Origin of the sequence: Microbacterium sp. 2FI, assembly GCF_005502885.1 — a bacterium.
Lineage (GTDB): Bacteria > Actinomycetota > Actinomycetes > Actinomycetales > Microbacteriaceae > Microbacterium.
The window spans coordinates 18,900-42,539 of sequence record NZ_SCMR01000015.1; the positions used below are offsets into that span (position 1 = coordinate 18,900).

Sequence of the window (23,640 nt, forward strand, 5' to 3'; positions counted from 1 at the left end):
GTCAAAGGAGTGTGAATCCGCCGTCGACGACGAGGTCCACACCGGTGCAGTAAGACGCGGCGTTCGAGAGGAGGAAGACGGCAGGACCGATCATTTCCTCCGGTTCGGCGAAGCGCTCGAGCGGGATGTGACGACTGATGTCAGCGCGCATCGAGGCGACCTCGTCACGCGTGTTCATCGGGGTGAGGGTGAAGCCCGGGGCGAGTGAGTTCACGCGGATCGCGTGTGGCGCCCACTCAGTCGCGAGCGATCGGGTGAGATGTGCAACGGCCGCCTTGGCACTGTTGTAGTGGACCTGCAGCATCTCCCGGTGAGAGACCATGCCGCTGATCGAGGCGAGGTTGAGGATGGACCCACGTCCGGTGCGGAGCATCGCGCGGGCTTCGGCCTGGCAGCTTCGGAACACTCCGGTCACGTTGATCCGGTACATCTGCTCGAACTGCTCGGTGGTGAGATCCAGTGCAGGCACCGCGTTGGCGATCCCAGCAGAGTTCACCGCCAGTGACAGCGGCCCAAGCTCGCGCTCGACAACAGCGACAGCTCCTCCGATCCCGTCCTCGGAGGTGACATCGGTCCGAACGGCGACACTCACGCCGCCGGCGCGGGTGATCTCACCTGCGGTCTTGATCGCACTCTCTTCGGACATATCGGCGATACCCACCCGCGCACCCGCCGCTGCGAGTCCCAATCCGATGGCCCGCCCGATGCCGGAGCCGCCCCCGGTCACTATTGCGACCTCGTCCTTCAACGAGAACATCGAGCCCTCACGAAGTGATGACGCGAGTGCGCCTCGTGGGTGTTGAGTCATCACCTTCTCGCTTCCTTGCGATGCGCCATCCGGCGTCAAACTGCGACCGCGGCGGGATATTGTGGGTTGTTCCTCTCGCAGATTACGCCAACTACCCGTCTGTGTCCAGCAATGTGGACAGATTGTTCGTTTAATGCGAGTACATCGCGTAAGGCGGGGGGTGGCGAGCGCTTGCCGAGTTCTGTAGAGTCTGTCCAGAAAACGGAAGGAACACCGTGGCTCAACCAACGACGGAAAGCGACAGCACAGGGATGAGCGCTGTCACCAAAGCCACGCGTGTTCTCGACCACCTCGCGACCCGTGGCGAGCTAACCGCCGGCGAACTCGCCAGCGAGCTGAACGAGCCGATCACGACCATCTACCGCATGCTCGGGAATCTGGAGTCAATCGGCTGGATCGAACGAGGCGACCGGAAGGGCGCTCCTGTCCGACTGGGCATCGATTTGGTAGCGATCGGCCAAGCGGTGGAGTCTGCGCTCGATCTGCGCGCCGCAGCGAGGCTCTCTCTGGCGCGATTGGCGAAGGAGACCGCCGAGACGGTCTACCTCTGTGTTCCCGATGGTCAACGCGGCGTGTGCATAGAGCGCGTCGACGGAAAGTACACCCGGACCGCTGAGCTGAGCATCGGCGGATCACTTCCGCTCCATCAGGGTGCAGGGCCGCGGGCAATCTTGGCTTTCTCGGCCCGCGACGTCAGGGAGAACTACATTCGCACCCTTCGGGTCTCCCAATCCAACCCCATCACCGAACCCCAGGCGACTGGGCTCGAACGCGAACTTGCCGCGATCCGCGCCGTAGGAATCGTCGAGTCCGACGGGGACATCACGCCGGGAGTATTCAGCACGGCAGCGCCCGTCATGGATCACCGCGGCGAAGTCATCGCGTCCATCACCCTCAGCGCGCTGAAGGCGAAGAGCGGGCGCCATCTCGACTTCGGGAAACTCGTACGTGAAGAAGCAGCCGCCGTCTCGACCACACTGGGATACCACAATGGCAACCGTTGACAGGCCGAGCAGGGTCCTCACCTCGTTGCGCGCCGCCGTCGAGAGCCTCGCCGAGTCCGGAGCGCTTACGCCTCCCGATCTGGCCAAGAACATCGGCATCCCGCGGCCCAGCGCATACCGCCTGATCGGTGCACTGATGCAGGACGGGCTGGCCATCCAGCAGCCGGATGGAACGGTCACACTCAGCACGAGATGGCTGGAGTTCGGAGACCAGGCGCTGGCCACCTCAACCCCGTGGTTCCACCGGGATGACCTGTTGCGCGACCTCCGGGATTCCACGCGCCTCACCGTGTATCTGGGCGTCCCTCGCCCGCATCGCGTGGTCTGCGTCCGACGCTTGCATGGGCAGGGCGTGCAGGTCCTTGTCTTGCGACCCGGCGGGAGTCTGCCGCTTCATGTGGGTGGTGTCGGACGGATTACGTTGGCGTTCGGTCCGGAGGATCCGCAGACGTATCTCGCCGCGCATGACCCGGAACGGTTCACGCCTCGGTCGCTAGAGACCCGCCAGTCGATCCTTGCGGACGTCGCGTGGAGCCGAGAGCACCATTACTGCGTCTCCGACGAGGACGTGACGGTCGGCGTCGGCGCCGTCGCGGCGCCCGTGCTGACGCCATCCGGCGAGTTCTTGGCGGCACTGTCAGTAGCTGGCCGTCGCGACGACATCGTGGGGCATGAAGAGGAACTTGCCCGCGACGTTCTCGCCATAGCCGAACAGATCGGCAAGGCTGCGCAGCTCAGCTAACCCGCTGCAAGCGGTCGACATGGGCGAAGATGCCTAGGGCAATATTCCGTCGACGTATCCGCCGTCAACCCGCAGAGCGCCTCCGGTCGTCGCGGACGACAGTTCGGAGCACAGGTAGACCACCATGTTGGCGACCTCCTCGGGCCGGATGAGCCGCTGAATGATCGACAGCGGCCGATGGACGCGCATGTATTCAGCCTGCGCTTCTGCCCACGGCAGCTCGGTCCCGACAACCTCTGAGACGAACTCTTTCACACGGTCGGTCTCGGAGGGCCCGACAATCACGGAGTTGACCGTGACTCCAGAACCGGCCGCGGCCTTCGCGAAGCCGCGTGCTGCCGCGAGGACCGCCGTTTTTGAGGCGGCGTAGTGCACCATGTCGATCGGAATCGCCACGGCGGCGTCACTGGCGATGAACACCACACGACCCCATCGCCGTGCGATCATGGCGGGAAGAACCTGGCGTGTGATGCGGACACCGGTGAGGACGTTCGCATCGAAGTGGTCCGCCCAGACAAAGGCGGGCGTGTCGAAGACGTCGCCTGCCTGGTAGACGCCGATGTTGTTGACCAGGATGTCGACGTCGGGGAACTGCTCGACGGCCGCGGCAGCTCCCTCTTCGCCCGTCAGGTCGGCGACAACACCGACGAAGAGCCCGTCGGGGACGGCGTCGCGCAGGTCACGGAGTGCGGTCGCCACGGAGTCGGGCGACCTTCCGTTCACGCCGACGACCGCCCCCGCCTGCGCGAGTCGCGTCGCCATCGCGAACCCGAGACCTCGGGTGGCTCCGGTGACGAGGGCGCGTTTCTCGCGCAGGTCCAGGGGGATCATTGATCAGTGCTTGGCGACGTGGTCATGGGGGTCGCCTTTACTGGCCCACACACGCTTGTAGGAACCGCGGACCAGATCCTCGAGCAGGCTCGGTCCTGCAGGGTTCCATCCGAGCTCTTCTCGCGCTCGGGTCGAGTCAACCCGGCTGTTGCTCGCCAGAGCCACATCCACCCAGCGAGCACCGAGCGTCTCGCGCGCGGTGTCAAGGGGCACACTCACGCCGTCGCCCTGGCCGAGCATCCTAGCGATGCCGTCAGCGATCTGCCGCATCTCGCACTCGCCGGAGGCGATGTTGTAGACGGACCCAGCATCGGCTTTCTCCAGAGCGAGCAGATACAGCTCGGCAAGGTCGTACAGGTAAACGTTGCCCCACCGGTTCTCGCCGCTTTCGGCAAAGATCGAACGGCCGGAGCCGAGCGCATGGCGAAGGAGCAGGGGAAGCTGCTCGGAGGCGCCGTCGCCGTACACCATCGCCGGTCGGATCACGATGGGTCGGATCCCGTCCTGCGCGGAAGCGAGCACTCGCTCGTCTGAGCTGTAGCGCTCGGCGACGATGGGGGCCGGCGTAAAGACATCGGCCTCCCTGTATACGACGTCGGAGGCTGCACCACCAGCGAGATCCGTGTAGACGCCGGTGCCACTCGTACGAATGAACGTGCGTCCGGTGTCAGCCAGCGCCGCGAGGAACGCCTGCGTAGAAGGGGCGTGGTCGGCCGTCGCGGTGTCGACGACCCCGTCATACGCGGAAAGGTCGAGGCCCGGGACGTCGTCCAGACCACCCAGCACGGGGGTGACCCCCTGCGCGGCAACCGACTTGGCGGCCGCATCCGACCGCACCAAGCCAGATACGCGATGCCCCGCGCGAAGCAGGCGTTGGGCGACTGCCTGGCCGAGGTAGCCGGAAGCGCCAGTGATGAATAGGTGCTGACCCATGTCAGTTCTCCTTGCTCGTCTGCTCGGTCGCCGTGTTCTGCAGTTGCGTGTACTCCACGGCGGAGAGCACATCGACCCCTAGGCGCTCGAGATCACTGAGCAGGGAAGCCACCGCAGCGGATTCGTCATGCCGGTCAACAGCCTCTCGGTCAGCAAATACCTCAACCAGCGTTCGCTCGCCCGCCTCGCCCAGGTCATACACATCCCAGTGGACAGTGCCGTCCTCGAACTGGAACGCAGCCCGCGCCCGGCTGAGTGCCCCGTCGAGCGAGCGCACGTTACCCGCCTCGACGCGAAGATGCACGATCTTGGCGATATGCACGTTGACTCCAGTCTGCGGATCTCCGGGGTGGATTTGGAAGCATTATTGAGGGCTTCCGAATGGGGCAAGCCAAAGCTACACTGTTTTCGGACACCGTGTCCAGTTTTCGGTTGGAGTCGTCATGCCGCGTTTTGGAATCCTCACAAGTGGAGGGGACTGCCCCGGCCTGAACGCCGTCATCCGCAGTGCACAAATCCGCGTCGACCGGGAGTACGGCGGAACGCTCGCCGGGTTCCGCAACGGGTGGCGAGGTGTAATAGACAACGACGTCGTCGAGATCACCGAAGAGATGACTCGCGGTATTGCGGGGATGGGGGGCACCATCCTGGGCACCTCTCGCACGAATCCCACTGAGGGCGTAGATGCCATCAGTGGGATCGAGCATGCGTTGGAGGCCAACCGCCTCGATGGACTGATTGCTGTCGGCGGAGAAGGCTCACTGTCCGCCGCCCACGCGCTCAGCTGCGCCGGAGTGAATGTGGTCGGGGTTCCGAAGACGATCGACAACGACCTGAACGGCACGGACTACAGCTTCGGTTTCGATACCGCCGTGCAGATTGCGACCGATGCTATGGACCGGCTCTTGACTACCGGTGCCTCACACGCGCGTTGCATGATCGCGGAAGTCATGGGCCGCAACTCCGGCTGGATTGCACTTCACGCAGGGATCGCAACCGGGGCCCACGCAGTCCTCATTCCCGAACACCCGGTCCCATTGGACCAGGTCGTCTCCTGGGTGGAGGCCGCCCGCGATAGGGGCCAGGCCCCGCTGGTCGTTGTAGCTGAAGGCTTTCCGTTCGAGGGGAATGGGGTTCTCCACCCTCGAGGGGCTGAGGAATCCGGGCGCCCCCGCCTGGGGGGAATCGGTGAGCAGCTTGCCCCACTCATTGAGGCTCGAACTGGAATTGAAACCCGTGCGACGACCCTGGGACACATCCAGCGCGGCGGTACTCCGACGGCGTACGACCGGGTGCTCGCCGCTCGGTTCGGGGCGGCCGCAGTCGACGCCGCTGTCGACGGACAGTGGGGTCGGATGGTCGCGCTGTCCGGCGAGAGCATCGTCACCGCCAACCTCGCCGCAGCGATCGGGTCGATCAAACGCATTTCCGTCGAAAGATATGAGCGCGCAGCGGTGTGCTTCGGCTGAAGACCCGGGCGATTGCTGGGGACGCGCCTACAACTGCGGCATGGCCGACGTGATGGCCACGCCACGGTCCGACAGAGCTGTACGGATCAGCGATGTGACGCCGGGCCCACCGAAGCGCCTTGTCTCCGACACGCCGAAGGCCCGCGCCCGCAACAGTCGACCGCGACATGCCTGCTCACCTCGGTGACCGCGATGCGAATTACCGCCGGTTCGAGACGGACCCTTAGCTGCCCCGCCTGAACCCGCGCTGGTCTCGTCGAACTCGGTGAACCATCCAGCGGTCACGCTGACCCGACTGCGGTCTATCGCGATGGTGGGATCGCGACGGGGAGTTGCGTGAGACCAGTTAGGACTCCCCCAGCACCTGCTCCAGCCGCATGACCATCTCCGTCACCCGCGCATCGTCCACGGTGTACCTCACCCGCTGCCCGCGCACCGCAACGTCCCTCGGTGGGTCCGCGATGATGAGCCCGACCTCCATCAGCTTTTCCAGCCCATTCGCGACGGTCATCTTGGGGATCTCGAGCGCCTCGCCGATCTCGGCACGCGTCAGGCCAGGGTTCTTCCGCAGGTGGCCGATGATGGTCGCCTGCATGATGTTCCCGAAAGCCTTGATGGGGTCCTCCGCGTAATCACTGATCGCGAGGCGGGCGTACCGCCTGGGCACAACAGCAAAGCAGGGCGCCACCTCGGTAAGGGTGTTGCACCTCAACATGCGTGCGACGAACGTCCCCGCGGAATTTCGGGCCAGTACGCCCGCCGTCAGGCACGCGTGATGACGAGACCGTACTCCGGGCGTCCTCCAGAGGTCCCCGAGGGGTCCCCCTGGGACCCTTGGTAGCCAGAATGCCTACCATGCGTCATGATGCGAGGGGGACGAAAAACCCCGGCTGACCGGGGGTTTTTTCTGCGGAGACGGAGGGATTTGAACCCTCGGTCCCCGTGAGGGGACTCCACCTTAGCAGGGTGAAATTAGCCAAACGGGGCCGGGCAAGCCGTGCGCCGCTCTGCCGCGAGATTCTACGGATTTCAGTGTTGATCTGGCCATTATTGGAGAGATCGTCCCCGCTCGTGACGCACACTATCCACAGGAGGAACGCGAAGATCGGCATTCACCGGATGCTCGGGGACCCCTGGGGGACCCCTGTCGCGACACGGATCCACTGGCGACGACCTACAGCCGGAGTCACGACGCGGACACCTCAAGCCAGCTGGTAGGAACTACCCGTCAGCGATAGTCGCGTCGGTCAAGGGAAGCCTCGTGGCAGTCGCGACCGAGGTTGGTGTTCCAGATCCGACGAGGCGCCGTCGGGCGCAGCGACGCCTTGCCTGCCCCGAAATTGTCGGCCTGCTCCACCAGAGGCGGGACAGGTATGCGAGGAATCCCAGGGGGTCCTGTCAGATGGCCGTCATCCCGCCATCCACCGCGAACAGAGAGCCGGTCGCGAAGGTGGCGTCATCGCTCGCGAGGAACACCATGATGCCCTCGACGTCCGCAGGTGATCCAGCTCGCCCCAGCGGGATTCGCCCAATGATGGCGGCGCGCGCGTCGGGGTCGGCGGAGATAGAGGTGACGAGGGAGGTCTCGGTGTACCCAGGCACGACGGAGTTCACTCGGATGCCGCGATCGGCGTACGCGGCGGCGACCGTGCGGGCAAGACCGTGGATTCCGGCCTTCGAGGCGCTGTATGCAGTGAAGTCGCGGCCCTCACCGTTCAGACCCGTCGGACTTCCGGTCAGAATGATCGATCCGCCGCCATGGGCCAACATCGATCGAACGGCGTGCTTGACGGTAAGGAAGGTGCCCGTCAGGTTGATATCGATCGTGCGCTTCCATGCCTCGAGGTCGAGGTCGGCGGCTGCAGCGTCCTGCCCGAACAGCTGCACACCGGCGTTCGCGACCACGACATCAGGCGACCAGCCGTCGGCAGCCAGTAGCGCGAACGCCGCCTCGACTGACCCTTCGTCGGAGATATCCATGATCGCCGGGCGCGCGGCATCACCAATCACGGCGACGGCATCCGATGCTGCTACAGCGTCTCGGTCGGCGATGACGACACGCGCGCCTTCCCGTGCGAAGCGCTCCGCGACCGCTCGGCCGATACCGGTTCCAGCGCCCGTAACGAGCGTGGTCTTTCCTGCGAGCCTGCTCATCCGTTCGTCCTACCGTTCGATGTGGTCGAGGTGCGGCATCAGGTCGAATTTCTTGCTCTCGTTCGTCATCACGGAGGATCTTCTTCGGCGTCCTGACGATGCTCCCGCGCCCGTAGTCGCGATGAGGCACGCGTCGTCGGCGCGAGCAGAGCCGCAACCCACAGTGTGGCATGGGTCAACGCAGCGGCTACGCCGTGCGCGTTGTAATGCTCTACGCCGCCAAGTTCGGCAGGCCGATGAATCCCTCGGCGTGGATCCGATCACGCGCAACACCAGCAGATCTCAGACTGAATTGGACGGCCTTTGAGAAGCCTGAGCTGCCGGCAACGACATAGTCGGCCCCTGCCTCAGCCGCGACGGTTCGCGGAATCGCGGCGTTGAATTCGTCGCGTGTCCCCGGGTAGATCGCCGACTCAACGAGTGGAGCGAGTTCGACGCCGAAGTACGGCGCTCCAACCTGCACGAGGGTATGCCTGCGGGACGGCCATTGCCTGATGAGAGACCGTGCCAGAGTGGCGCCAATGCCTTGGATGAGGTGGACGATCGGTCTACTGTCATCGGCCAGCGTGATTCCCCCGAATGGACCTAAGAGTCGTACTTCATCGCCGGGTCTCAACGCCTTCAATCCTCGCTTGATTCTCGAACCGCTGTGCAGTCGGGTTCCCAATTGGAGGAGCTCGTCATCTGGCGCCGATGCGATGGTGAAAGGCCGCACAGCACCGCCCACGAACCACACGCCAAACTGCCCGGTGCTGCGGCGGATCGAGTCCCGCGGCCGGAACGAGAGGAGCGATGCCCCGGAGTTATCGGCGCAGGTATCCAGGTACGTAAGAGTAGCGAAGCGCATCCGGATCTCCTCGAGGTGTCTGACGTCGTGCGGTCGGTCAGATAGATAGCATACTATCTATCGGATCGACCGCATTTCGACGATTAGGCTTCACCTGCAGGCAGGCGCGGCGGGTCGGGGTTTCACCGCATCGGGCGACCGATCGGCCGCAGGAGAGGTCCGATGAGTTTCAACAGGTTCGACTCGACCGGCTATCTCGTGAACCTGTGTGCCCGACTGCTGACCCAGACGATGGCGCGCGCACTGCGACCCCTTGGCATCGCCCCAGCCCAGCTACCTGTGCTCTTCACGCTGTCCGCCCTTGGGCAAAGCACGCAGACCGAGTTGGCGAAGCAATGCGACATTGAGCAGCCGACAATGGCACTCACGCTCCGCCGAATGCAACGGGACGGCCTCATCGAACGGATGAGCGATCCCTCCGACGGACGTCGCTCGATTGTCCGGCTCACGCCGCTTGCTCGCGGCCTCATGCCGGAGGTTCAGTCGATCGCGAACGCGATCAATTCAGGTGCGCTCGGGCTCACACCTGAGCGCCAACAGCTGCTCATTGAGTTGCTCGGCGAACTGGCGGCGAGCATCCGAGACGCGCGGACAACCGACGGCGCGATCGCTCGTGCGCGATCGCTCCATCCCGAAATCTGACCGCCGGTCCCCGCAAACGACTCGATGCGGCCGACCCCTACCCACTTCGCACCCGACACCTCCGCGCCGGGCCGCATCCTCGAAGGGATGCGACCCGGGCGCAGTCGTGGCGCTGTCGCCTAGTCGGCGAGCCGCTGTTCGAGTTCGGCGATCACCCCTTCAGCAGCCTGGATCAGAACCGATCGTGCGTCCTTATCCTTCACAACACTCGGCACGTGCTTGACGAAGTCACGCAGGTGCCCGAGGGCTGCCGCGTCGTCTCCCGCCGCCAACGCGGTGGCCGCGCGGTCGAGCCGGATCTGCAGCGATGTCTTCGCACCGTTGGTGATGTCACCGGCGGCCCGCAGCTCAGCGAGCGGATCCGCGATGCTGCCGATCAGGCTGTACTCCACCTCGACGAACGGGACGATCTTCGCCTGCTGCGGCCCGAAGGCGAGGTACTTCTGGTCGTTGCCGAACCACCCGTTCAGATTCAGCTGCTCCCGGATGACGCCGCGATCGAGCTGCACGTTCGAGAGAACGGAGTTGTATTCGATGACGATCTTGTTCTCACCGTCGACGAGGTAGTCGCTGACGTCTGTGATCGGAGTGCTCCAGTTCACGCCGCCGGTGTGGAGGTCCTGTCCGACCAACGGAACCTGGTTACCCGTGCCGTCGTCGATCGTGGGCTTCCCGAGGCCACCGACGTCCCTCTTCACCTTGGTGGGGTTCGTCGAGACGTCACCTCCGACCTTCTCACCGTTGATCCAGACCTTCATGCTCGACTCGAAGTCCTTGCCGAAGTCGAGGTAGGCGCCCGATGCGACGTCAGCATCCCAAGTGAACGACGCCTCATAGTGGCCCGTTCCAGACACTGCTTTGCCGACCTCGGGAATCTGGTCCCACGTCGTCAGAGTTTCGAGCTGCACGTTGACGGGCGTCTTGATCGTCGAAGTTGCCCGGTTGACAGTGGTGAGCCCATCGCCCTCCTCCGTCAGCACGAGGTCACCCTGGACGGCGTTGGGTCGCCACGACTGCACAGTCAGATCCCAGTCGGTGATGTCATAGGCCAGAGGAACGGTGACCGCCTCAACGTAGTCGGTACCGTTGCTCAGTTCCGTCGTCACGTTCCCGGTCTCGGTGGCGCGGACGGCGACACCGTTGACGACGGCGTGCGCCGACTCTGCGTCGGTGGAGACGATGTGCACGTTCTGCCCGCTCACCTTCTCGAATGCCAGCAGCGAGATATCGCCGTGGTCCAGCGCGATCGGGAGGACCGTTTTGCCGTCTTCCCAGCGATAGTTGGCCAGCTCGGTGACTTCACCGGTCCAGGCATCGATCTTGTACGGCACGAACAGCCCGTCCTGGACGACCTCGGTCGCGATCGAGTCACCGATCACAGCGTTCCGCACGCTCTCACGCACGGAGTTGCTCGCGTAAGAACCGTCGTCGTAGTTGTAGAGGTAGACATACTCGTTGCCGGCCTCGTCGCTGCGCGTCTGGCTGAGCAGCTGGAGGTTCGGTTCGGAGAAACCGCTGTACGGTTCCACGCCCAGATCCTGCAGCTGCTCGAGGACGTTGTCGTCGTAGCCGCCGGGGTCAGAACTGAAGTACCCTCCTGCCGGCGGGTCGGCGACGGTCGCCGTGCGAACAGTCGGCTGCGCCTTCAGCTCGCTGATCACCTGCTGCAACTCGGCGTTCTTACCATCGTTGAACGGAGTGCGGGCTGCAGCATCGCCGAGGATGACGACCTTCAGTCCCTTTTTGGCCCAGTCGAGGAGGCGTTCGGCGCCTTCGAGCTCAAGCCAGTCCTGGTACAGCACGACGGCCTTGTAGCCGGCCTGCTCGATCGTCTTCGTCTCTTCGTTGAAGGAAACGTCCTCATCGAACAGGAAGCGCGGGCTGAAGTAGTCGTACGTGTAGCCGTTGTCCTGCAGTTCCGTCGAACGGTAGTGGACGCCCTGGTGAGCGAGCTGCCAGTTCATGCCCTGATTGACGTTGCCCGTGCCGCCCCTGAACTTGACTCCATGAATCCACTTCTGGTTGATGAAGCCGACATCGGTGCGCGACTGACCGGTCTGCAGGAGCTGCTGCACGCGTCCGAGGTGAGCATTGAACTCGTCGTAATCGGCAGAAGAGGGGGTACGGGTTCCGAGCTGACGATAGTTCGTCGCGTTATGCCCGGGCCACGTGGCTTCCCCATACGTGTACTCGGATCCCCAAACGTGCCAGATAATGCGCTGGAAGCCCGCCGCGTACTGCGAGTACGCGTCCTCGAGATCACGCTGCGCGGTGCCACTGAACAAGGGCACCGCGGCACCGGTCTCAGTCGAGAGCACCTTGTTCTCGAGCTTGGCAGCGCCCGTCCAGGTGCGGAAGAGGTCCACCTGGTTGGCCTGAGCGTAGTTCTCCGCCTCCGGGTAGTCGACAGCCATGGCCAGTTCAGAGTTCTCGAACGGGCGGCCGTATGCCATCTGAGCGCGCGTCTTGATGCCGTTGGAGTTCATCCAGTCCGTCATCGGCTGGATCAGACGCTCCATGTAGAGCTGCGTGAGCACATCCTGGTAGTCGTTGATGATCGACTGCCGGCGAGCCTCGTCCTCCGCCAGACGGTACGTGCCCGTCCACCCGACCTGCTGATAGGGCGTGATGAACTCCGACTTCACACCGGCGATCAAGAACAGGTGAGGCGTGATGTCGTAGCCCTTACGCAGCTTGAATTCCTCGACCATGTCGTCGGTCCACCAGGTGAACTGCGGCGACGAGAGGATGGGACCACGCAGGTGCTCGTTACCTCCACCCGCGTGGATCTCGATCGAGTCCATGAACAGCTGCACGTCACCGTGCTTGATCTTCTCGACAAGCGTCGGGTCATCGAGGTAGAAGTCCTCCCAGAACACCTTCAGCGCGTCCAGACCACGCTTGTCGAAGTAGTTGACTGCATACGCCGGGGCGACGGACGGCTCGGACGTCTGGAACGTTCCCTGCGTCCACAGACCGAACACGCGATAGGTGCCATCGCTGGGCGCCGTCCAGGTCGAATTCTGCTCCCAGACACTCGCACCCTGGGTGAGGGTCTGCGACAGGTCGACGTAGCTGTCGGGGTCGACGGTGTTTCCCTCAACCACTCGGTAGGCGTAAGCGGTGACGAACTCAGCTCCGACGCGTCGTTGATTCGCCGCGGGGGCGGTCAGAGCGGGCAGTGCGGCACCCGCGTTCACGGTGGCGGTCCCCAACGTGAGGTTCTGCATCGCAGCCTGGCTGGTCGGGTCGAGCCCCGGCACATTGTGCGTGGCCCAGTTCGCCCCCGACGTCAGATAGACCCCCATGCCGAGATCGAGGAGCTTGTGCATCATCAAGTTCCACTTGTGCTTGGCTGCGGGTGACCCGTAGCCGTAGTTCGCATTCGGAGCCTTGCGGTCGTCCTGCATCTCGAGTTCGACGCCGCGGAAGCCTGCGTCGTAGAGCGCCTGGATCTCGGCGAGCAGAGACTCATCAGTGTGAGCGGCGTCGCCGAGCCACCAACGGACGTCGGTGCTGTATACGCGGTCCGGATCGATGTACTTGCTCTCAAGCTGGTCGGCGAAGTTCGAGCTCGCTGGAGTCGCGAGCGTCTTCGAGAATGCCGACGTGGACAATTCTGCCGCGTGGGTCGGCGGCGCGACCGCGAGGGTGATCGCGAGGGCTGCCACCGGCAACATTGCGAGCGGGCGGAAAATCCGTCCACCTGGTGGTCTCATCGTCCCCGGGGACGGGTTTCGGGTGCTTGTCAACATCTGAAGATCTGTTCCTCTCGGTTGCTCGCCCGGAAGAGGCGCCCACTCGACCATCAACGGAGATGGAGGGCGGACTCAACACGGCGTTGTGGTGAATCGATTCAGATTCGCTCAGGTGTCAACAGTACGTGAACCTCACAGTTTGTCAACCGCTCTACGCGACTTCGTTCATCTGGCGCCTGCGACCTCGCAGTTGGCACAGCTGATTGACAAATGCTTGTGATTCAGGCCATTCCGCCCCGCTCGACGTTCATCTTGCTTTGGGAGGCGTGGTAACACCGCGCGGTCGATGAATCGACGGAGGTGGTGCAACGGGGGGCATTGGAGCATGATCAGGTAGAACGGTCCACACCGCTGAGTAGATGAACGTTCAAATGACTCATCTGAACGTTCAATAGCGATCACTGCGGTCGAGACGTCGCTGCGCTCGACGAACGCGGCGCGTCATCCGTTCACCCGCCAGGTTGGAGCGAAGCTCCCCCGATCGACCGCGGAGTGCGGTTACCTACTTGAAGCGCCGAAGACCGGTTCGAGGACGTTCGCGGTCGCTCGACGCTAGACGCCAACTAGCGTTCGCCGCGGCCGACGCGATCGGCGCGAAATGAGGACCAGTGCGATGAGCGCAGCGGCATATGGGAGCATCTGGGTGAGTTCGTGAGGTACGACGTTCTTGTCGAACTGGAACGACACAGCCGTGGCGATCCCGAAGCATGCGCTGACGAGCACAGCGAAACCTACGCTTCCCCGTGCGAAGATCACGACCGCGAGCGCCACGAAGCCGACTCCTCCGACCATTCCGACGGTGAAGAGCCCCAGTTGGCCGGTGCTGATCTCGATGCCCGCGAGCGCGGCGAGTGCGAAGCACCACACCTGTGCGATGACGCGCGTGGTGACGACCGACACGCCGGCGGCGGAGAGCGCTTCGGGGCGGGATCCTGCTGCCCGAAAATGAACCCCGATAACCGTGCGGCGATCTGCCACAGCGAGAACCACGGCGAGGATGACGGCAAGCCAGCTGAGAATGGAATGGCCCGACACGATCCCCCCGACGAGCGGCACGTCCTCGAGGAGCGGCACGTCGATCGAGCCGAGCACCGGAATGCCCGGATTCGACAGGTTGCCCTTCACCCCGAACAGGATGTCAAGCAGATATGCGGTCGCGGCGCCGGCGAAGACGAACAGCACAATGCCTCCGACGAAGACGTCGACCTTCAGCTTCGTGACGAACAGTCCGAAGCAGAGGCCAGCCGCCGCGGCAAGAACCAGTGTGAGCAGTACCGCGGTCAGCGCAGAACCCGTGGCGATACCGAGCGCGATGCCGAAGAATGCACCGAAGATCATCACTCCTTCGAGGCCGATGTTGATGTCGCGCGTCCACAGCGTCGGGAGGCAAGCGAGCGCGGCCAGCAGGATCGGTGTCGTCATGCGCACCCCAGAGCTCAGCAATGCGTCAAGCCATTCCACGGCGTCTCCTCCATGTCGAGACCACAAGGTCGACTGCCCCGGGTGCAGCCGCAGCGGCGATGAGGATCGTGCAGATCACAAGAACGGCAAGGTCCGAGGGGACCTCCGCGACCTGCTCGATCTTGCGGCTGGCTGCCTGCATCACGCTGTAAACGCCCACCCACAGGATCGCCAGCACCGGCTTCGCGCGGCCCATCAACGCGAGCATGACGGCGATCCATCCCAGTCCGATTGCAATCTCGGAAGCGAACCGACCCTGGCTCGCAAGGACGAGCAGGGCGCCGGCGACTCCGCAGCACGCACCGGACACTGTCAGCGACAACACTTGCCAGCGCGGTACATCCATCCCCGACGATGTGGCGAATCGAGGGGACTCTCCGATCATTCGCCACCGGTAGCCGACGACGGATCGCTCGAGGATCCACCATGCCCCTATGCACAGCACCGCAACAAGGAACACCGCAACGGTCAGTTGCGTGCGCGGAATGAGCCTCAGGAACTCCGCCGAAGGCTGTATCGGAAGAGTTGCGCCAGGGGCCTCGGCGGCCGGGTCGTTGAAGACACCGCTGGCGAAGTAGATGCACAGTCCGAGGAGGACGTAGTTGCTGAGCAGCGAGGACAGGACGATGTCCACGTTCCAGTGCGCGGCCAACCAGCCGAGTCCGGCCGACACCGCCCCTGCTGCGAGTGCGGCGAGTGCGATCGAGAGTGCCTGGTGAGCCACCGGGACCAGCCCACCCACGTAGGCGCCGGTCACCGCGCTCACCAACGCGCCCACGTAGATCTGCCCTTCGGCACCGACGGTGAACATCCCTGTCCGGTACGCGACGACGACGCCGAGGGTTGCGACGCACAACGGCAGGCCCCATGCCACTGTTCGCGCGATCGCCTCGACGCTGCCGAGGGAGTACTCGAGGCCGACGAGGATCGTCGGCAGCGGCTGGAATCCGCCGGCCTGGATAAGGATGATCGCCACGAGGAGCCCTGCTACGGGCGCGACGAGGGCTTTCATCGCCGGAATCAATGCACGACCGACCCCGTGCGGCGCCGGCGCTTCGACAGCGACTTCAACCAGGTTACTCACGCCGCCTCCTGGTGGATGCCCGCCATCGCGAGCCCGAGTTCGTCCCGTGAGGTCGTCGCAGCGACGAACTCGGCGACGATCGCGCCGCGATAGACCACGAGGATGCGGTCGGTGAGGCGGAGCAACTCGTCGAGATCGGCGGAGACGACGATGATCGCCGCTCCCTTCGACGCCAGGTCGAGGATCGACGTGTAGATGCCTTCGGATGCGCCGAGATCCACGCCGCGGGTCGGTTGCGCCATGACCAGTAGCCGCGGTTGCGCGTCCAACTCTCGGGCGAGAACGATCTTCTGCTGATTGCCCCCGGACAGACTGTTGGGCGCTGTCTCCAGGGAAGTGACCTTGATACCGAAGCGACTGATCACGTCGCGCGCCCACGCCTTCATGGGACGCGTGATGGCGGGCCCGAACAGGGATAGGCCCCGTACCGACAACAGTCGCCCCATTGCCAGCGCTTCCACCACAGGTGCGTGCAACGGAAGACCGTCTGTGCGCCGATCTTCGGGAACGTAGCCCAGCCCGCGCCGACGGTGCGCGGCGATTGACGTTCCGGGGAGTCTCACATCGTCCAGATGGATGCTGCCCGCAGAAGGACGCGCGCCTCCGGTCAGGAGCGCGACCAGGCTGTTCTGCCCGTTGCCATCGACGCCGGCAATGCCGACGATCTCGCCCTCGCGGACGTGGAGAGTCGCATCTGACAGTTCGCAGTCGGGTAACTGACGCCCGCTCAGCCCCTCAACGCGAAGCCGGGGGGCGTGTCCGGGAGGTACGCGTGGCAGGCGCCCGAGTTCGACGTCGCTGCGCCCGGTCATCAGCGACACCAGCGTCGGAATGTCAACCTCCGCGAGCGGGAACGTGCCGTGGGTTCGACCCTGGCGCAGCACGGTCACCCGATCCGCGATCTCCATCACCTCGCGCAGTTTGTGGGTGATGAAGATGACGGATACCCCGCTTCGAGAAAGCGACCGGAGCGTGCGGAACAGTTCGGCGGTCTCCTGAGGGGTGAGGACTGCGGTGGGTTCGTCGAGGATCAGTATTCGTGCGCCCCGGTACAGCACTTTGAGGATCTCCACCTGCTGCTGCTGCGCGACACTCAGCTCGCGTGCCTTCCGACGGATGTCGAACTGGACACCCAGGAGTGCCATCGGTGCCGCCAGTGCCCGCGCGCTCGCCTTCGCGTTGATGAAGCCGAGCCGTCGGGGTTCGGCGCCGAGCGTGACGTTCCTCGTCACCGAGAACTCGGGCACGAGCATGAAGTGCTGATGGACCATGCCGATCCCCGCGTGTATTGCGTCGGCGGCGTTGTGGAGTTCCGTGGGCACCCCGTCGATCTCGATGCTTCCCGCATCGGGGCGTTCCATCCCGAACAGAATGTTCATCAGCGTGCTCTTGCCCGCACCGTTCTCACCGACCACGGCGTGGATCTCACCCGGCTCTACCTCGAAGTCGACGCGGTCGTTGGCGAGAAGGTCGCCGAACCGTTTGGTGATGGCCGTGGCGCGGAGGACGGTCGTCATCCCCGGGGTGCACCTTCGGGCACGATGTCGCCGGCGATGATCTGCGTGATGACGTCTTCCACAAGAGTCTGCTGGTCGTCGCTGAGGAACGCGTCGTTGTATAGGACGGTGAATGCGCCCTCCTTGAACCCGTATGTCCGCACATCCCCCTTGGTGAGCGTGCCGTCGACGTATGAATCTGCCGCATCGAGGACGAGCACGCTGGTGTCGTCGGTGACCACGGCCGGGCTGACATCGGGAACGGTGGGGTAGGCAGCCATGATCGGCGCGATCGCCGTGCCGCCCTCAGCGGCCTTCACGGCCCCTTGACCAGAGAGGCCGGCAGTCGAGTAGATGACGTACGCGCCCTGTTGCCCGATCGCCGTCGCGGTCTCGAGCCCCTTCACGGGATCGCTGAAGGATCCGACGTAACTGGAGATCACGGAGAGCGACGGATCCTGCGCCTGCGCGCCCTGGGTGTATCCCGCTTCGCAATCCGCGATGCTCGGAGCCTCGAAGCCTCCCATGAACCCGACGGCGGACCTTCCTTCATCCTCGCTCACCAGGGCCGCGACAGTACCGCCCGCGTAGCAGGACTCGGCGTAGCGGTAAGCCACCGAAACGACGTCCTCGCTCGGGACGACACCGTTCACAAAAACGAACGTGGTATCTGGGTTCTGCGACGCAGCTTCGACGGTGGCATCGATGGCCTGGTTGCCCACTACGTATACGAGTTCGTTGGCGTCCGCAGCATCCTGAAGCAGCGGTCCATAGTTCTGAGTCTCAAGCTTGCCTTCGTAGGTGGTGACTGTCGCACCGTGCTCAGCCTCGAGGGCATCGATCGTCTCGAATGCTGCGTCGTAGTAGCTGTGATCGCCGAATGCATTGGCGACAAACAGTCCGACCGCGATCGACTCTTCGCCGGCCTCGCTTGTCGCGTCGGCGGTGGGAGCTTGCCCGCCGCATCCGGCGAGTACGAGCGCTCCGACGAGAGCCATTGTGACGACACCAGTAGTTGCTGAACGCTTCATGATTCTCCCTCGAATCGTAATGTCCTGCTAGTCAATACTGACGTCCTGAAAAAGGCAACACCTGTTTCCTAACAAACGCGCAACGTGCCCTATTATTCAGGACTTCCTCCGTTTCGTTCAGTCCCGCGACTCACGGGAAGCTAGCTTGTCTCGCCGCTAGCCAGAACTGCCGCGTGCAGCGAGCTGGTCTGTGGATTGCCGAACCACGCGAATCAGGCGGCGAAGGGGCGTGCGGTTCCGGTCACCGAGCTAGATGCCTTGTCGAACGACTTCCGCTTTCCGATCTCACTGCACACCGAACTGGTCCGCGTCACCGTCCTGGTGTCGTCCGACGGCCGCACGGGGTCTTGCAGTGGATGCGTGCGAGGGGACGCTGAGCAGATCGAGGCGAGCGAGGCCGTTTCGTCCGGATCCCACCGTCACCGTGATCGGACCGGGCTCGGCGGTGCCACGCACGACCGCCAGTGCGCGTCCGCGGTATGTGGAATGCACGCTGTCGGTGTATGACTCTGTGGTCGATGGCGCGGCGTTGCCCATCGCAAGCAATGTCCCGGCGCCGACGACGCTGATGGTGACGGTGTCATCGACGGTAAGGTCCACGATGCCTTCGTCGTCAGCGAACTCGACCCAGATGTAGGCAAGGTCGTCCGGGCCGTTCAGCTCGCCTTTCTCGGCGACGAGTCGCAGATTCGGATTCCGAGCGGTGCGCAGATTGCTGCGGCCGGTCTCCGCGCCGTTTCGGTAGCCGACCGCGACGATCTCCCCGGGCTCGTACTGCGCTCGGAAGCGAGTGACGAAGTCCGCGCGGCGGCCCGCACGCTTGCGGCCGAGCGAACGACCGTTGATGAGCAGTTCGACCTGATCGTCAGGTGAATAGACCTCGACTTCCGCCTCGCCCGTGAGGCCACCCCACGACCAGCTGGGAACGGCGTCACTGGTGCGCCACGGCGTCTCATTGGCACGCATCCCGGCCTTGTCGAGTGGTCGGACGGCGATGCCGGGTGCGGACGTCGAATCCCACACGGCCTTCGCGAGGAAGGCGGGCGCACCGGGCAGCCCAGTGATGTCGAACGCGCCGGATCCGGCGACGAGTGCGGGGTAGGGTTTGCTGATCCCGCCCGGATCGTCGCCGTAGCTCCAGGCACCGATGCCTGCTTCGCCGAGATAGTCCCATCCCGTCCACATGAAGTCGCCGATCACACCGGGGACCCTGGTGACGCGCCTCCAGATCGCGGGCAGGTAGCCGGGCATGGATTCGCTCCCGACCATGACCCGCTCGGGGTACCGCCTGCGATCGGCGGAGTAGCGGCCGTGGGCGTAGTTGTAGCCCGCGATATCGACTCCGGCAAATGCATAACGGCTGGCTCTGTCCGCCGCCGGGAGGCGGGACGCCAGGTCGATGACGCGTCCGAGCTTCGCGATGAGCATGTTCGCGACGGTGCTGGTCGCCATGTTGGACTTCTTAGCGTCGTGCCCATCCGCATGAGGGTTCTCGAATGGCGACCATCCTCGGCTGGCCATCATATTCAGCAGCAGATTGACAGCGATCGTCGTGGGCCGGGTCGGATCGACCTCTGCGAGGTAGCGGTGGATGGCGCGGGTCGTGTGCACCCCTTTGTCGGAGGACGTTTCGGCGATCTCATTGCCGATCGAGTACATGATGACCGAGGCACGATTGCGGTCCTTCGCGATCATCGCGTCCGCGTCGTCCTTCCAGGTCTCCTCGAAGCGGTCAGCGTGGTCGTGAGGGGTCTTGTGCTGGAACCAGACGTCCGTGAGCTCGTCCATGACGTAGAGGCCGAGTTCGTCGCACGCGTCCAGGAAGGCCCGCGACAGCGGGTTGTGCGCGCTGCGGATCGCGTTGTACCCGGCTTCCTTGAGCAGTCGGGCCCGACGATGCTCGGCAGCGGCGAAAGTGGCGGCGCCGAGAATCCCGTTGTCGTGATGAACGCACGCGCCGCGCAGGAGCACCGGTGTGCCGTTGATGCGAAGGCCGCGGTGCGCGTCGACTTGGACCGTGCGCAGGCCGGTTCGGATCTGCTGCTCGTCAACTACATCACCATCCACCTCGAGCGTGATTCGCACGTCGTACAGATGCGGGGATTCGGCAGACCATGGCCGGACCGCCGGAACCCGGATCGTGAGCTCGGCTTCGCCGTGAGAGGGCACTGCCACGACCTCGCGGGCAACCTCGGTGCCGTGATGTTCGAACCTCGCGGTGATGACACCACCGCGGGTCGGTGCGCCCTCGACACTGACGGCGACGTCGACGGTGCCATCGACGCTCAGAGACCGGGTGACGATGCTGATGCCGTCGCGGGCGATTCTCGCCCTGCCGACGCTCTCGAGCCACACGGGGCGGTAGATTCCCGAACCGGTGTACCAGCGACTGTTGGGGACCGCAGTGTTGTCGACGTGCACTTCGACGTTGACCACAGCACCGGGAGTCACGCCGCTGAGGGGCGCGGTGAACTCGCGGTAGCCGCTGTCGCACCGCGCGACTTCGTTCCCGTCGAGCAGGACACGCGTGTCGCCGTAGACGCCCTCGAAGAACAGGCTGTAGGTCCGCTCGGCTGCCTCCGCCGGCACCGTCCACTGTCTGGCGTACACGTAGGCGCCACCGGGGAAGAAGCCGCCATGGTTGCCGGTTTCGGCATCCGCTGAGCGGATCTCCCCGATCATGGCGTCGTGAGGCAGCCGGAGGGAAACCGATGCCGCCTCCCCCGCGCGACGGAAGATCCAGCCGTCGGTGAAAAGTGTCGTCCTCATGACGTCCGTTCCTCTCTTCCGTGGCGATGGAGCAGCCGACCCCGTCAGCGTTTCGCTGCTTCGCCGATGTCGTCGACCGCTTCATCGGTGACCAGGACCGCCGGCGCTTCCAGCGCCGCTGCCCGCGGCAGGCGCGGAATCCAGACGAGTGAGATCACGATGGAGATCAGTCCTGCTCCGGTCAGGATCGCGAAGAGAACGCGTGGCTGAGTGGTTATCAGCGCCGGGGTGACGAGGGCGAAGAGGGCCGTCACGACACGCTGGATCGTCAGGGTTGCGCCCTGAGCAGTGCTGCGAAGCAAGGTCGGCACCGTCTCCTGCACCCACAGCTTGTAGATGGACTCACCGAAGAATGCCGCACTCGTCCCGAAGAGGATCCACGATGCGATGAGCGTCGGTCCGTTCACTCCCGCGATCGTCGGAATCAGGAACGCGAGACCGAAGAGCAGACCGGCGATGTTGACGAAGTACTTTCGCACGGAGGCGTCGGCGATCTTCATCATCACCAGTCCCCCGGCGATGCCGATGGGCAGCGCGATCAAGATGACGACCGACCACTGCTGCGCCGTCCCATCCGCAGCCTCAGTGAAGGCGAGAGTGCCGAAGGCGGAGAGCGTGTTCGCCCCGAGGCCCCACATCGAGTAGTAGATGCCCAGGGCCGCGATGGTGAGCACCAGCGGTCGGGTGAAGAGCTGACCCATATGACTGAATCGGATCCGTTCGGGATCATCGACCTCGAGCTGGCGCGCTGCCGCCCACTCGACGGATTCACGGATCGTCGTGCGCAGCAGGAGGACGAGGATGCCCACCACGAAGAGATGCAGGAACAGGATCCGGCCCGCGATGGTCCCCATCCCGCCGAGTGCTGCCGTGAGGATGTTCGGAACGATGATGCCGATGAACCACAACAGCACGGAGAAGGCGACCATGCGTCCCTTCTTGCCGACAGGGGCCTCCTCGTTGATGAGCGCGAGGGACACCGGCAGGTCTGCGCCGATTGCCAGGCCGAGCACGAGGGCCGCCGGGAACAGCACCCACGCGACGGGTGTGAGCGCGAGCACCCCGACCGCCAGGATGTACATCACGATGGTGACCGTGATGATGCGACGTCGCCCGAAGCGATCACCGAGCCGACCGCCGACCAATGCTCCGACGGCAAGCGCCAAGGTCAGCGTGGCCTGTAATGCGCCCTGCATGTTGGGGTCGACCGACAGCTCGTCCTGGTAGAGCACCATGGCGATGCCGATGGTGATCAGGGCTCCGGCATCCAGATACGAGACCATGCCTGCGGCCCACGCCGTACGCCATGCGTGACTGGGTTGAACGGATGTGACTGACATGAGCTCCTCGTTGAACTAAGACCAGACGGCAGCGGCAGCAAGCACGACCAGGGACAGGATCGCCGGCGGCGTTCGCGTGTAGTGCAGGCGACGCCACCGGGTGCGCAGCTGTTCGATCTGAGGCGGCGCCTCACCCTCCGCACGGCGTCGGAAGAGCGAGTTGATGCGCTCCGGGAAGGCGATCGACATGACGATCACGAACAGGATGAGTGCGGCGCCCACCCAAGCGAGCACCGCCGCCGTCGCCGGCGCATTGAGTGCGAAGACGACGGCCGCGATCATGGCGACACCGCCCATGATCGGCTGCAGCGGATCGGCGCGGTAGAGCGAACGCCGGAAGTCCACGACGAACTGATCGATTGGCATCCGTCGCCAGAGATTCACTCGTTCGACCGCGTAGAAGAAGATGACGCCTGCCCAGAGTCCGTCGGCGACGAGCATGATGATCGCCGAGATGTGAAGGACCTCGCCCATTGATGTGAACCTTTCTTTCGCGCAGGTCCGTCCCCGCGTGTGTGGATCGTCCGACGGCGCGCGCCGGCCCCGGCGCGCCCTCGCCTCAGTGCCTGTCAGACCGCGTCGGGCAAATCGATCTGCTCGCCGACGGCGGGTCGCAGCACCGTCGTCCCTTCGGGAGCGAACTTCTGCATGAGCGTGCGATGCATCTCGCGGTGAGGCGCGGCCAGCCCGCCGTCGTGGACGGGCACAGCGACCCGGGGGGCGAGCGCCCTCAGGTAGTCGATCGCCTCTGAGATCTTCATCCAGGGGGCCCCGGTGGGCAGCAGCAGTACTTCGATGGGATGTCCGGGCTCGGCGAAGGCGTCCCCGGGGGCGAAGATCCGCCCAGCCAGGAGGTACGCGTAGTCGACCGGCACGGGAACTCCGGGATAGATCTGCTCGTGCGCCCACGCCGAGACATCCACCTGGACGCCCGCGATCTGCAGCGACCCCTGCTCGATGACGGTGACGTCGTCAATTCCTGCGCGGGCCATCAGGTCGGCGGTGCCGGCATCTCCGTACACGGGCACCGCGGCGTCCGTCCGGAGGCGTCGGATCTGCTCAGCGTCGACGTGATCCTGGTGCGCGTGCGTGATCAGGATCGCGTCGAGGCCCTCGATCGTAGAGAGCGGAGGTGTCAGGCTTCCGGGATCCAGCAGGATCCTGCCGGTGGCGCCGCTGTCGGTGGTCGCCTCGATGAGCACGCACGAGTGTCCGAGCGGTGTCAGTCGAATGGGGTGGGTCATGGGATCGTGCCTTCTGGTCTTGCGCGT

General features: G+C 64.4%; 20 protein-coding genes. 4 read left to right on the top strand and 16 right to left on the bottom strand.

Translation table 11 applies throughout. The features are described from left to right. Nucleotide 1 precedes the first annotated feature (1 nt). Nucleotides 2-847, bottom strand: coding sequence for an SDR family oxidoreductase (locus FFS15_RS12545; RefSeq protein ID WP_249354034.1), 846 nt, complete (start codon nucleotides 845-847; stop codon nucleotides 2-4). Between the two features lie 176 nt (nucleotides 848-1,023). Between FFS15_RS12545 and FFS15_RS12550 the strand changes: the two genes are divergently transcribed. Beyond that, nucleotides 1,024-1,812, top strand: coding sequence for an IclR family transcriptional regulator (locus FFS15_RS12550; RefSeq protein WP_137845379.1), 789 nt, complete (start codon nucleotides 1,024-1,026; stop codon nucleotides 1,810-1,812). After that, nucleotides 1,799-2,554, top strand: a complete 756-nt coding sequence (locus tag FFS15_RS12555) for an IclR family transcriptional regulator C-terminal domain-containing protein (RefSeq protein WP_137845380.1) — start codon at nucleotides 1,799-1,801, stop codon at nucleotides 2,552-2,554. The genes FFS15_RS12550 and FFS15_RS12555 overlap by 14 nt, the downstream gene beginning before the upstream one ends. A gap of 33 nt (nucleotides 2,555-2,587) precedes the next feature. Here FFS15_RS12555 and FFS15_RS12560 read toward each other — a convergent pair whose 3' ends face one another. Genes FFS15_RS12560 through FFS15_RS12570 form a run of 3 tightly spaced genes read right to left on the bottom strand, consistent with a single transcriptional unit; the run spans nucleotide 2,588 to nucleotide 4,640 of the window. Then, entirely contained in the window at nucleotides 2,588-3,385 is a 798-nt protein-coding gene (locus FFS15_RS12560) for an SDR family oxidoreductase (protein ID WP_349290463.1), read from the bottom strand. Between the two features lie 3 nt (nucleotides 3,386-3,388). Continuing rightward, nucleotides 3,389-4,318 carry an NAD-dependent epimerase/dehydratase family protein gene (locus tag FFS15_RS12565; RefSeq protein WP_137845381.1) on the bottom strand — a complete coding sequence of 310 codons (930 nt, stop codon included), beginning with the start codon at nucleotides 4,316-4,318 and terminating at the stop codon, nucleotides 3,389-3,391. Nucleotide 4,319: 1 nt separating this feature from the next. Beyond that, a complete protein-coding gene (locus FFS15_RS12570; RefSeq protein WP_137845382.1) occupies nucleotides 4,320-4,640 on the bottom strand; it encodes a hypothetical protein in 321 nt (106 codons plus the stop codon). Nucleotides 4,641-4,761: 121 nt separating this feature from the next. Between FFS15_RS12570 and FFS15_RS12575 the strand changes: the two genes are divergently transcribed. Then, entirely contained in the window at nucleotides 4,762-5,787 is a 1,026-nt protein-coding gene (locus FFS15_RS12575) for an ATP-dependent 6-phosphofructokinase (protein WP_137845383.1), read from the top strand. A 346-nt stretch (nucleotides 5,788-6,133) separates the two neighbouring features. On the opposite strand, the gene FFS15_RS12580 is transcribed toward FFS15_RS12575, so the two are convergent. The 3 genes from FFS15_RS12580 to FFS15_RS12590 all read right to left on the bottom strand — a co-directional run bounded on the left by FFS15_RS12580 (nucleotide 6,134) and on the right by FFS15_RS12590 (nucleotide 8,788). Further along, nucleotides 6,134-6,382, bottom strand: coding sequence for a helix-turn-helix domain-containing protein (locus tag FFS15_RS12580; RefSeq protein WP_137845384.1), 249 nt, complete (start codon nucleotides 6,380-6,382; stop codon nucleotides 6,134-6,136). A gap of 803 nt (nucleotides 6,383-7,185) precedes the next feature. Then, nucleotides 7,186-7,941 (bottom strand): SDR family NAD(P)-dependent oxidoreductase, encoded by a 756-nt coding sequence (locus FFS15_RS12585; protein WP_137845385.1) that lies wholly within the window; start codon nucleotides 7,939-7,941, stop codon nucleotides 7,186-7,188. A gap of 211 nt (nucleotides 7,942-8,152) precedes the next feature. Then, complete coding sequence (locus tag FFS15_RS12590; RefSeq protein WP_137845386.1) at nucleotides 8,153-8,788, bottom strand: FAD-dependent oxidoreductase; 636 nt, start codon at nucleotides 8,786-8,788, stop codon at nucleotides 8,153-8,155. Nucleotides 8,789-8,950: 162 nt separating this feature from the next. Between FFS15_RS12590 and FFS15_RS12595 the strand changes: the two genes are divergently transcribed. Then, nucleotides 8,951-9,430 carry a MarR family transcriptional regulator gene (locus FFS15_RS12595; RefSeq protein ID WP_137845387.1) on the top strand — a complete coding sequence of 160 codons (480 nt, stop codon included), beginning with the start codon at nucleotides 8,951-8,953 and terminating at the stop codon, nucleotides 9,428-9,430. Between the two features lie 119 nt (nucleotides 9,431-9,549). Here FFS15_RS12595 and FFS15_RS12600 read toward each other — a convergent pair whose 3' ends face one another. From FFS15_RS12600 to FFS15_RS12640, 9 genes are all read right to left on the bottom strand, one after another. Further along, entirely contained in the window at nucleotides 9,550-13,101 is a 3,552-nt protein-coding gene (locus FFS15_RS12600) for a glycosyl hydrolase (protein ID WP_171013184.1), read from the bottom strand. 639 nt (nucleotides 13,102-13,740) lie between these two features. Further along, nucleotides 13,741-14,649, bottom strand: coding sequence for an ABC transporter permease (locus FFS15_RS12605; protein ID WP_137845389.1), 909 nt, complete (start codon nucleotides 14,647-14,649; stop codon nucleotides 13,741-13,743). Further along, nucleotides 14,636-15,661: an ABC transporter permease gene (locus FFS15_RS12610; protein WP_137845390.1), complete on the bottom strand. Its 1,026-nt coding sequence runs from the start codon at nucleotides 15,659-15,661 to the stop codon at nucleotides 14,636-14,638. The genes FFS15_RS12605 and FFS15_RS12610 overlap by 14 nt, the downstream gene beginning before the upstream one ends. Before the next feature lie 68 nt (nucleotides 15,662-15,729). Next, nucleotides 15,730-17,250, bottom strand: a complete 1,521-nt coding sequence (locus FFS15_RS12615; protein WP_137845391.1) for an ABC transporter ATP-binding protein — start codon at nucleotides 17,248-17,250, stop codon at nucleotides 15,730-15,732. Next, nucleotides 17,247-18,260 carry a BMP family ABC transporter substrate-binding protein gene (locus tag FFS15_RS12620; RefSeq protein WP_137845392.1) on the bottom strand — a complete coding sequence of 338 codons (1,014 nt, stop codon included), beginning with the start codon at nucleotides 18,258-18,260 and terminating at the stop codon, nucleotides 17,247-17,249. The genes FFS15_RS12615 and FFS15_RS12620 overlap by 4 nt, the downstream gene beginning before the upstream one ends. A gap of 285 nt (nucleotides 18,261-18,545) precedes the next feature. Further along, nucleotides 18,546-21,029, bottom strand: coding sequence for a glycoside hydrolase family 2 TIM barrel-domain containing protein (locus tag FFS15_RS12625; protein ID WP_137845393.1), 2,484 nt, complete (start codon nucleotides 21,027-21,029; stop codon nucleotides 18,546-18,548). A gap of 44 nt (nucleotides 21,030-21,073) precedes the next feature. Further along, nucleotides 21,074-22,369: an MFS transporter gene (locus FFS15_RS12630; protein WP_137845394.1), complete on the bottom strand. Its 1,296-nt coding sequence runs from the start codon at nucleotides 22,367-22,369 to the stop codon at nucleotides 21,074-21,076. 15 nt (nucleotides 22,370-22,384) lie between these two features. Continuing rightward, a complete protein-coding gene (locus FFS15_RS12635) occupies nucleotides 22,385-22,843 on the bottom strand; it encodes a DUF1772 domain-containing protein (protein WP_137845395.1) in 459 nt (152 codons plus the stop codon). A gap of 95 nt (nucleotides 22,844-22,938) precedes the next feature. Further along, nucleotides 22,939-23,613 carry an MBL fold metallo-hydrolase gene (locus FFS15_RS12640; RefSeq protein WP_137845396.1) on the bottom strand — a complete coding sequence of 225 codons (675 nt, stop codon included), beginning with the start codon at nucleotides 23,611-23,613 and terminating at the stop codon, nucleotides 22,939-22,941. Nucleotides 23,614-23,640: the final 27 nt, after the last annotated feature.

What these genes read in the sequence shown, in the direction of transcription:
- FFS15_RS12640 (WP_137845396.1), bottom strand. Translation starts at nt 23,613, where the DNA reads ATGACCCACCCCATTCGACTGACACCGCTCGGACACTCGTGCGTGCTC.
- FFS15_RS12585 (WP_137845385.1), bottom strand. Translation starts at nt 7,941, where the DNA reads ATGAGCAGGCTCGCAGGAAAGACCACGCTCGTTACGGGCGCTGGAACC.
- FFS15_RS12560 (WP_349290463.1), bottom strand. Translation starts at nt 3,385, where the DNA reads ATGATCCCCCTGGACCTGCGCGAGAAACGCGCCCTCGTCACCGGAGCC.
- FFS15_RS12595 (WP_137845387.1), top strand. Translation starts at nt 8,951, where the DNA reads ATGAGTTTCAACAGGTTCGACTCGACCGGCTATCTCGTGAACCTGTGT.
- FFS15_RS12565 (WP_137845381.1), bottom strand. Translation starts at nt 4,318, where the DNA reads ATGGGTCAGCACCTATTCATCACTGGCGCTTCCGGCTACCTCGGCCAG.
- FFS15_RS12625 (WP_137845393.1), bottom strand. Translation starts at nt 21,029, where the DNA reads ATGAGGACGACACTTTTCACCGACGGCTGGATCTTCCGTCGCGCGGGG.
- FFS15_RS12630 (WP_137845394.1), bottom strand. Translation starts at nt 22,369, where the DNA reads ATGTCAGTCACATCCGTTCAACCCAGTCACGCATGGCGTACGGCGTGG.
- FFS15_RS12575 (WP_137845383.1), top strand. Translation starts at nt 4,762, where the DNA reads ATGCCGCGTTTTGGAATCCTCACAAGTGGAGGGGACTGCCCCGGCCTG.
- FFS15_RS12620 (WP_137845392.1), bottom strand. Translation starts at nt 18,260, where the DNA reads ATGAAGCGTTCAGCAACTACTGGTGTCGTCACAATGGCTCTCGTCGGA.
- FFS15_RS12555 (WP_137845380.1), top strand. Translation starts at nt 1,799, where the DNA reads ATGGCAACCGTTGACAGGCCGAGCAGGGTCCTCACCTCGTTGCGCGCC.
- FFS15_RS12580 (WP_137845384.1), bottom strand. Translation starts at nt 6,382, where the DNA reads ATGCAGGCGACCATCATCGGCCACCTGCGGAAGAACCCTGGCCTGACG.
- FFS15_RS12610 (WP_137845390.1), bottom strand. Translation starts at nt 15,661, where the DNA reads ATGAAAGCCCTCGTCGCGCCCGTAGCAGGGCTCCTCGTGGCGATCATC.
- FFS15_RS12635 (WP_137845395.1), bottom strand. Translation starts at nt 22,843, where the DNA reads ATGGGCGAGGTCCTTCACATCTCGGCGATCATCATGCTCGTCGCCGAC.
- FFS15_RS12615 (WP_137845391.1), bottom strand. Translation starts at nt 17,250, where the DNA reads ATGACGACCGTCCTCCGCGCCACGGCCATCACCAAACGGTTCGGCGAC.
- FFS15_RS12590 (WP_137845386.1), bottom strand. Translation starts at nt 8,788, where the DNA reads ATGCGCTTCGCTACTCTTACGTACCTGGATACCTGCGCCGATAACTCC.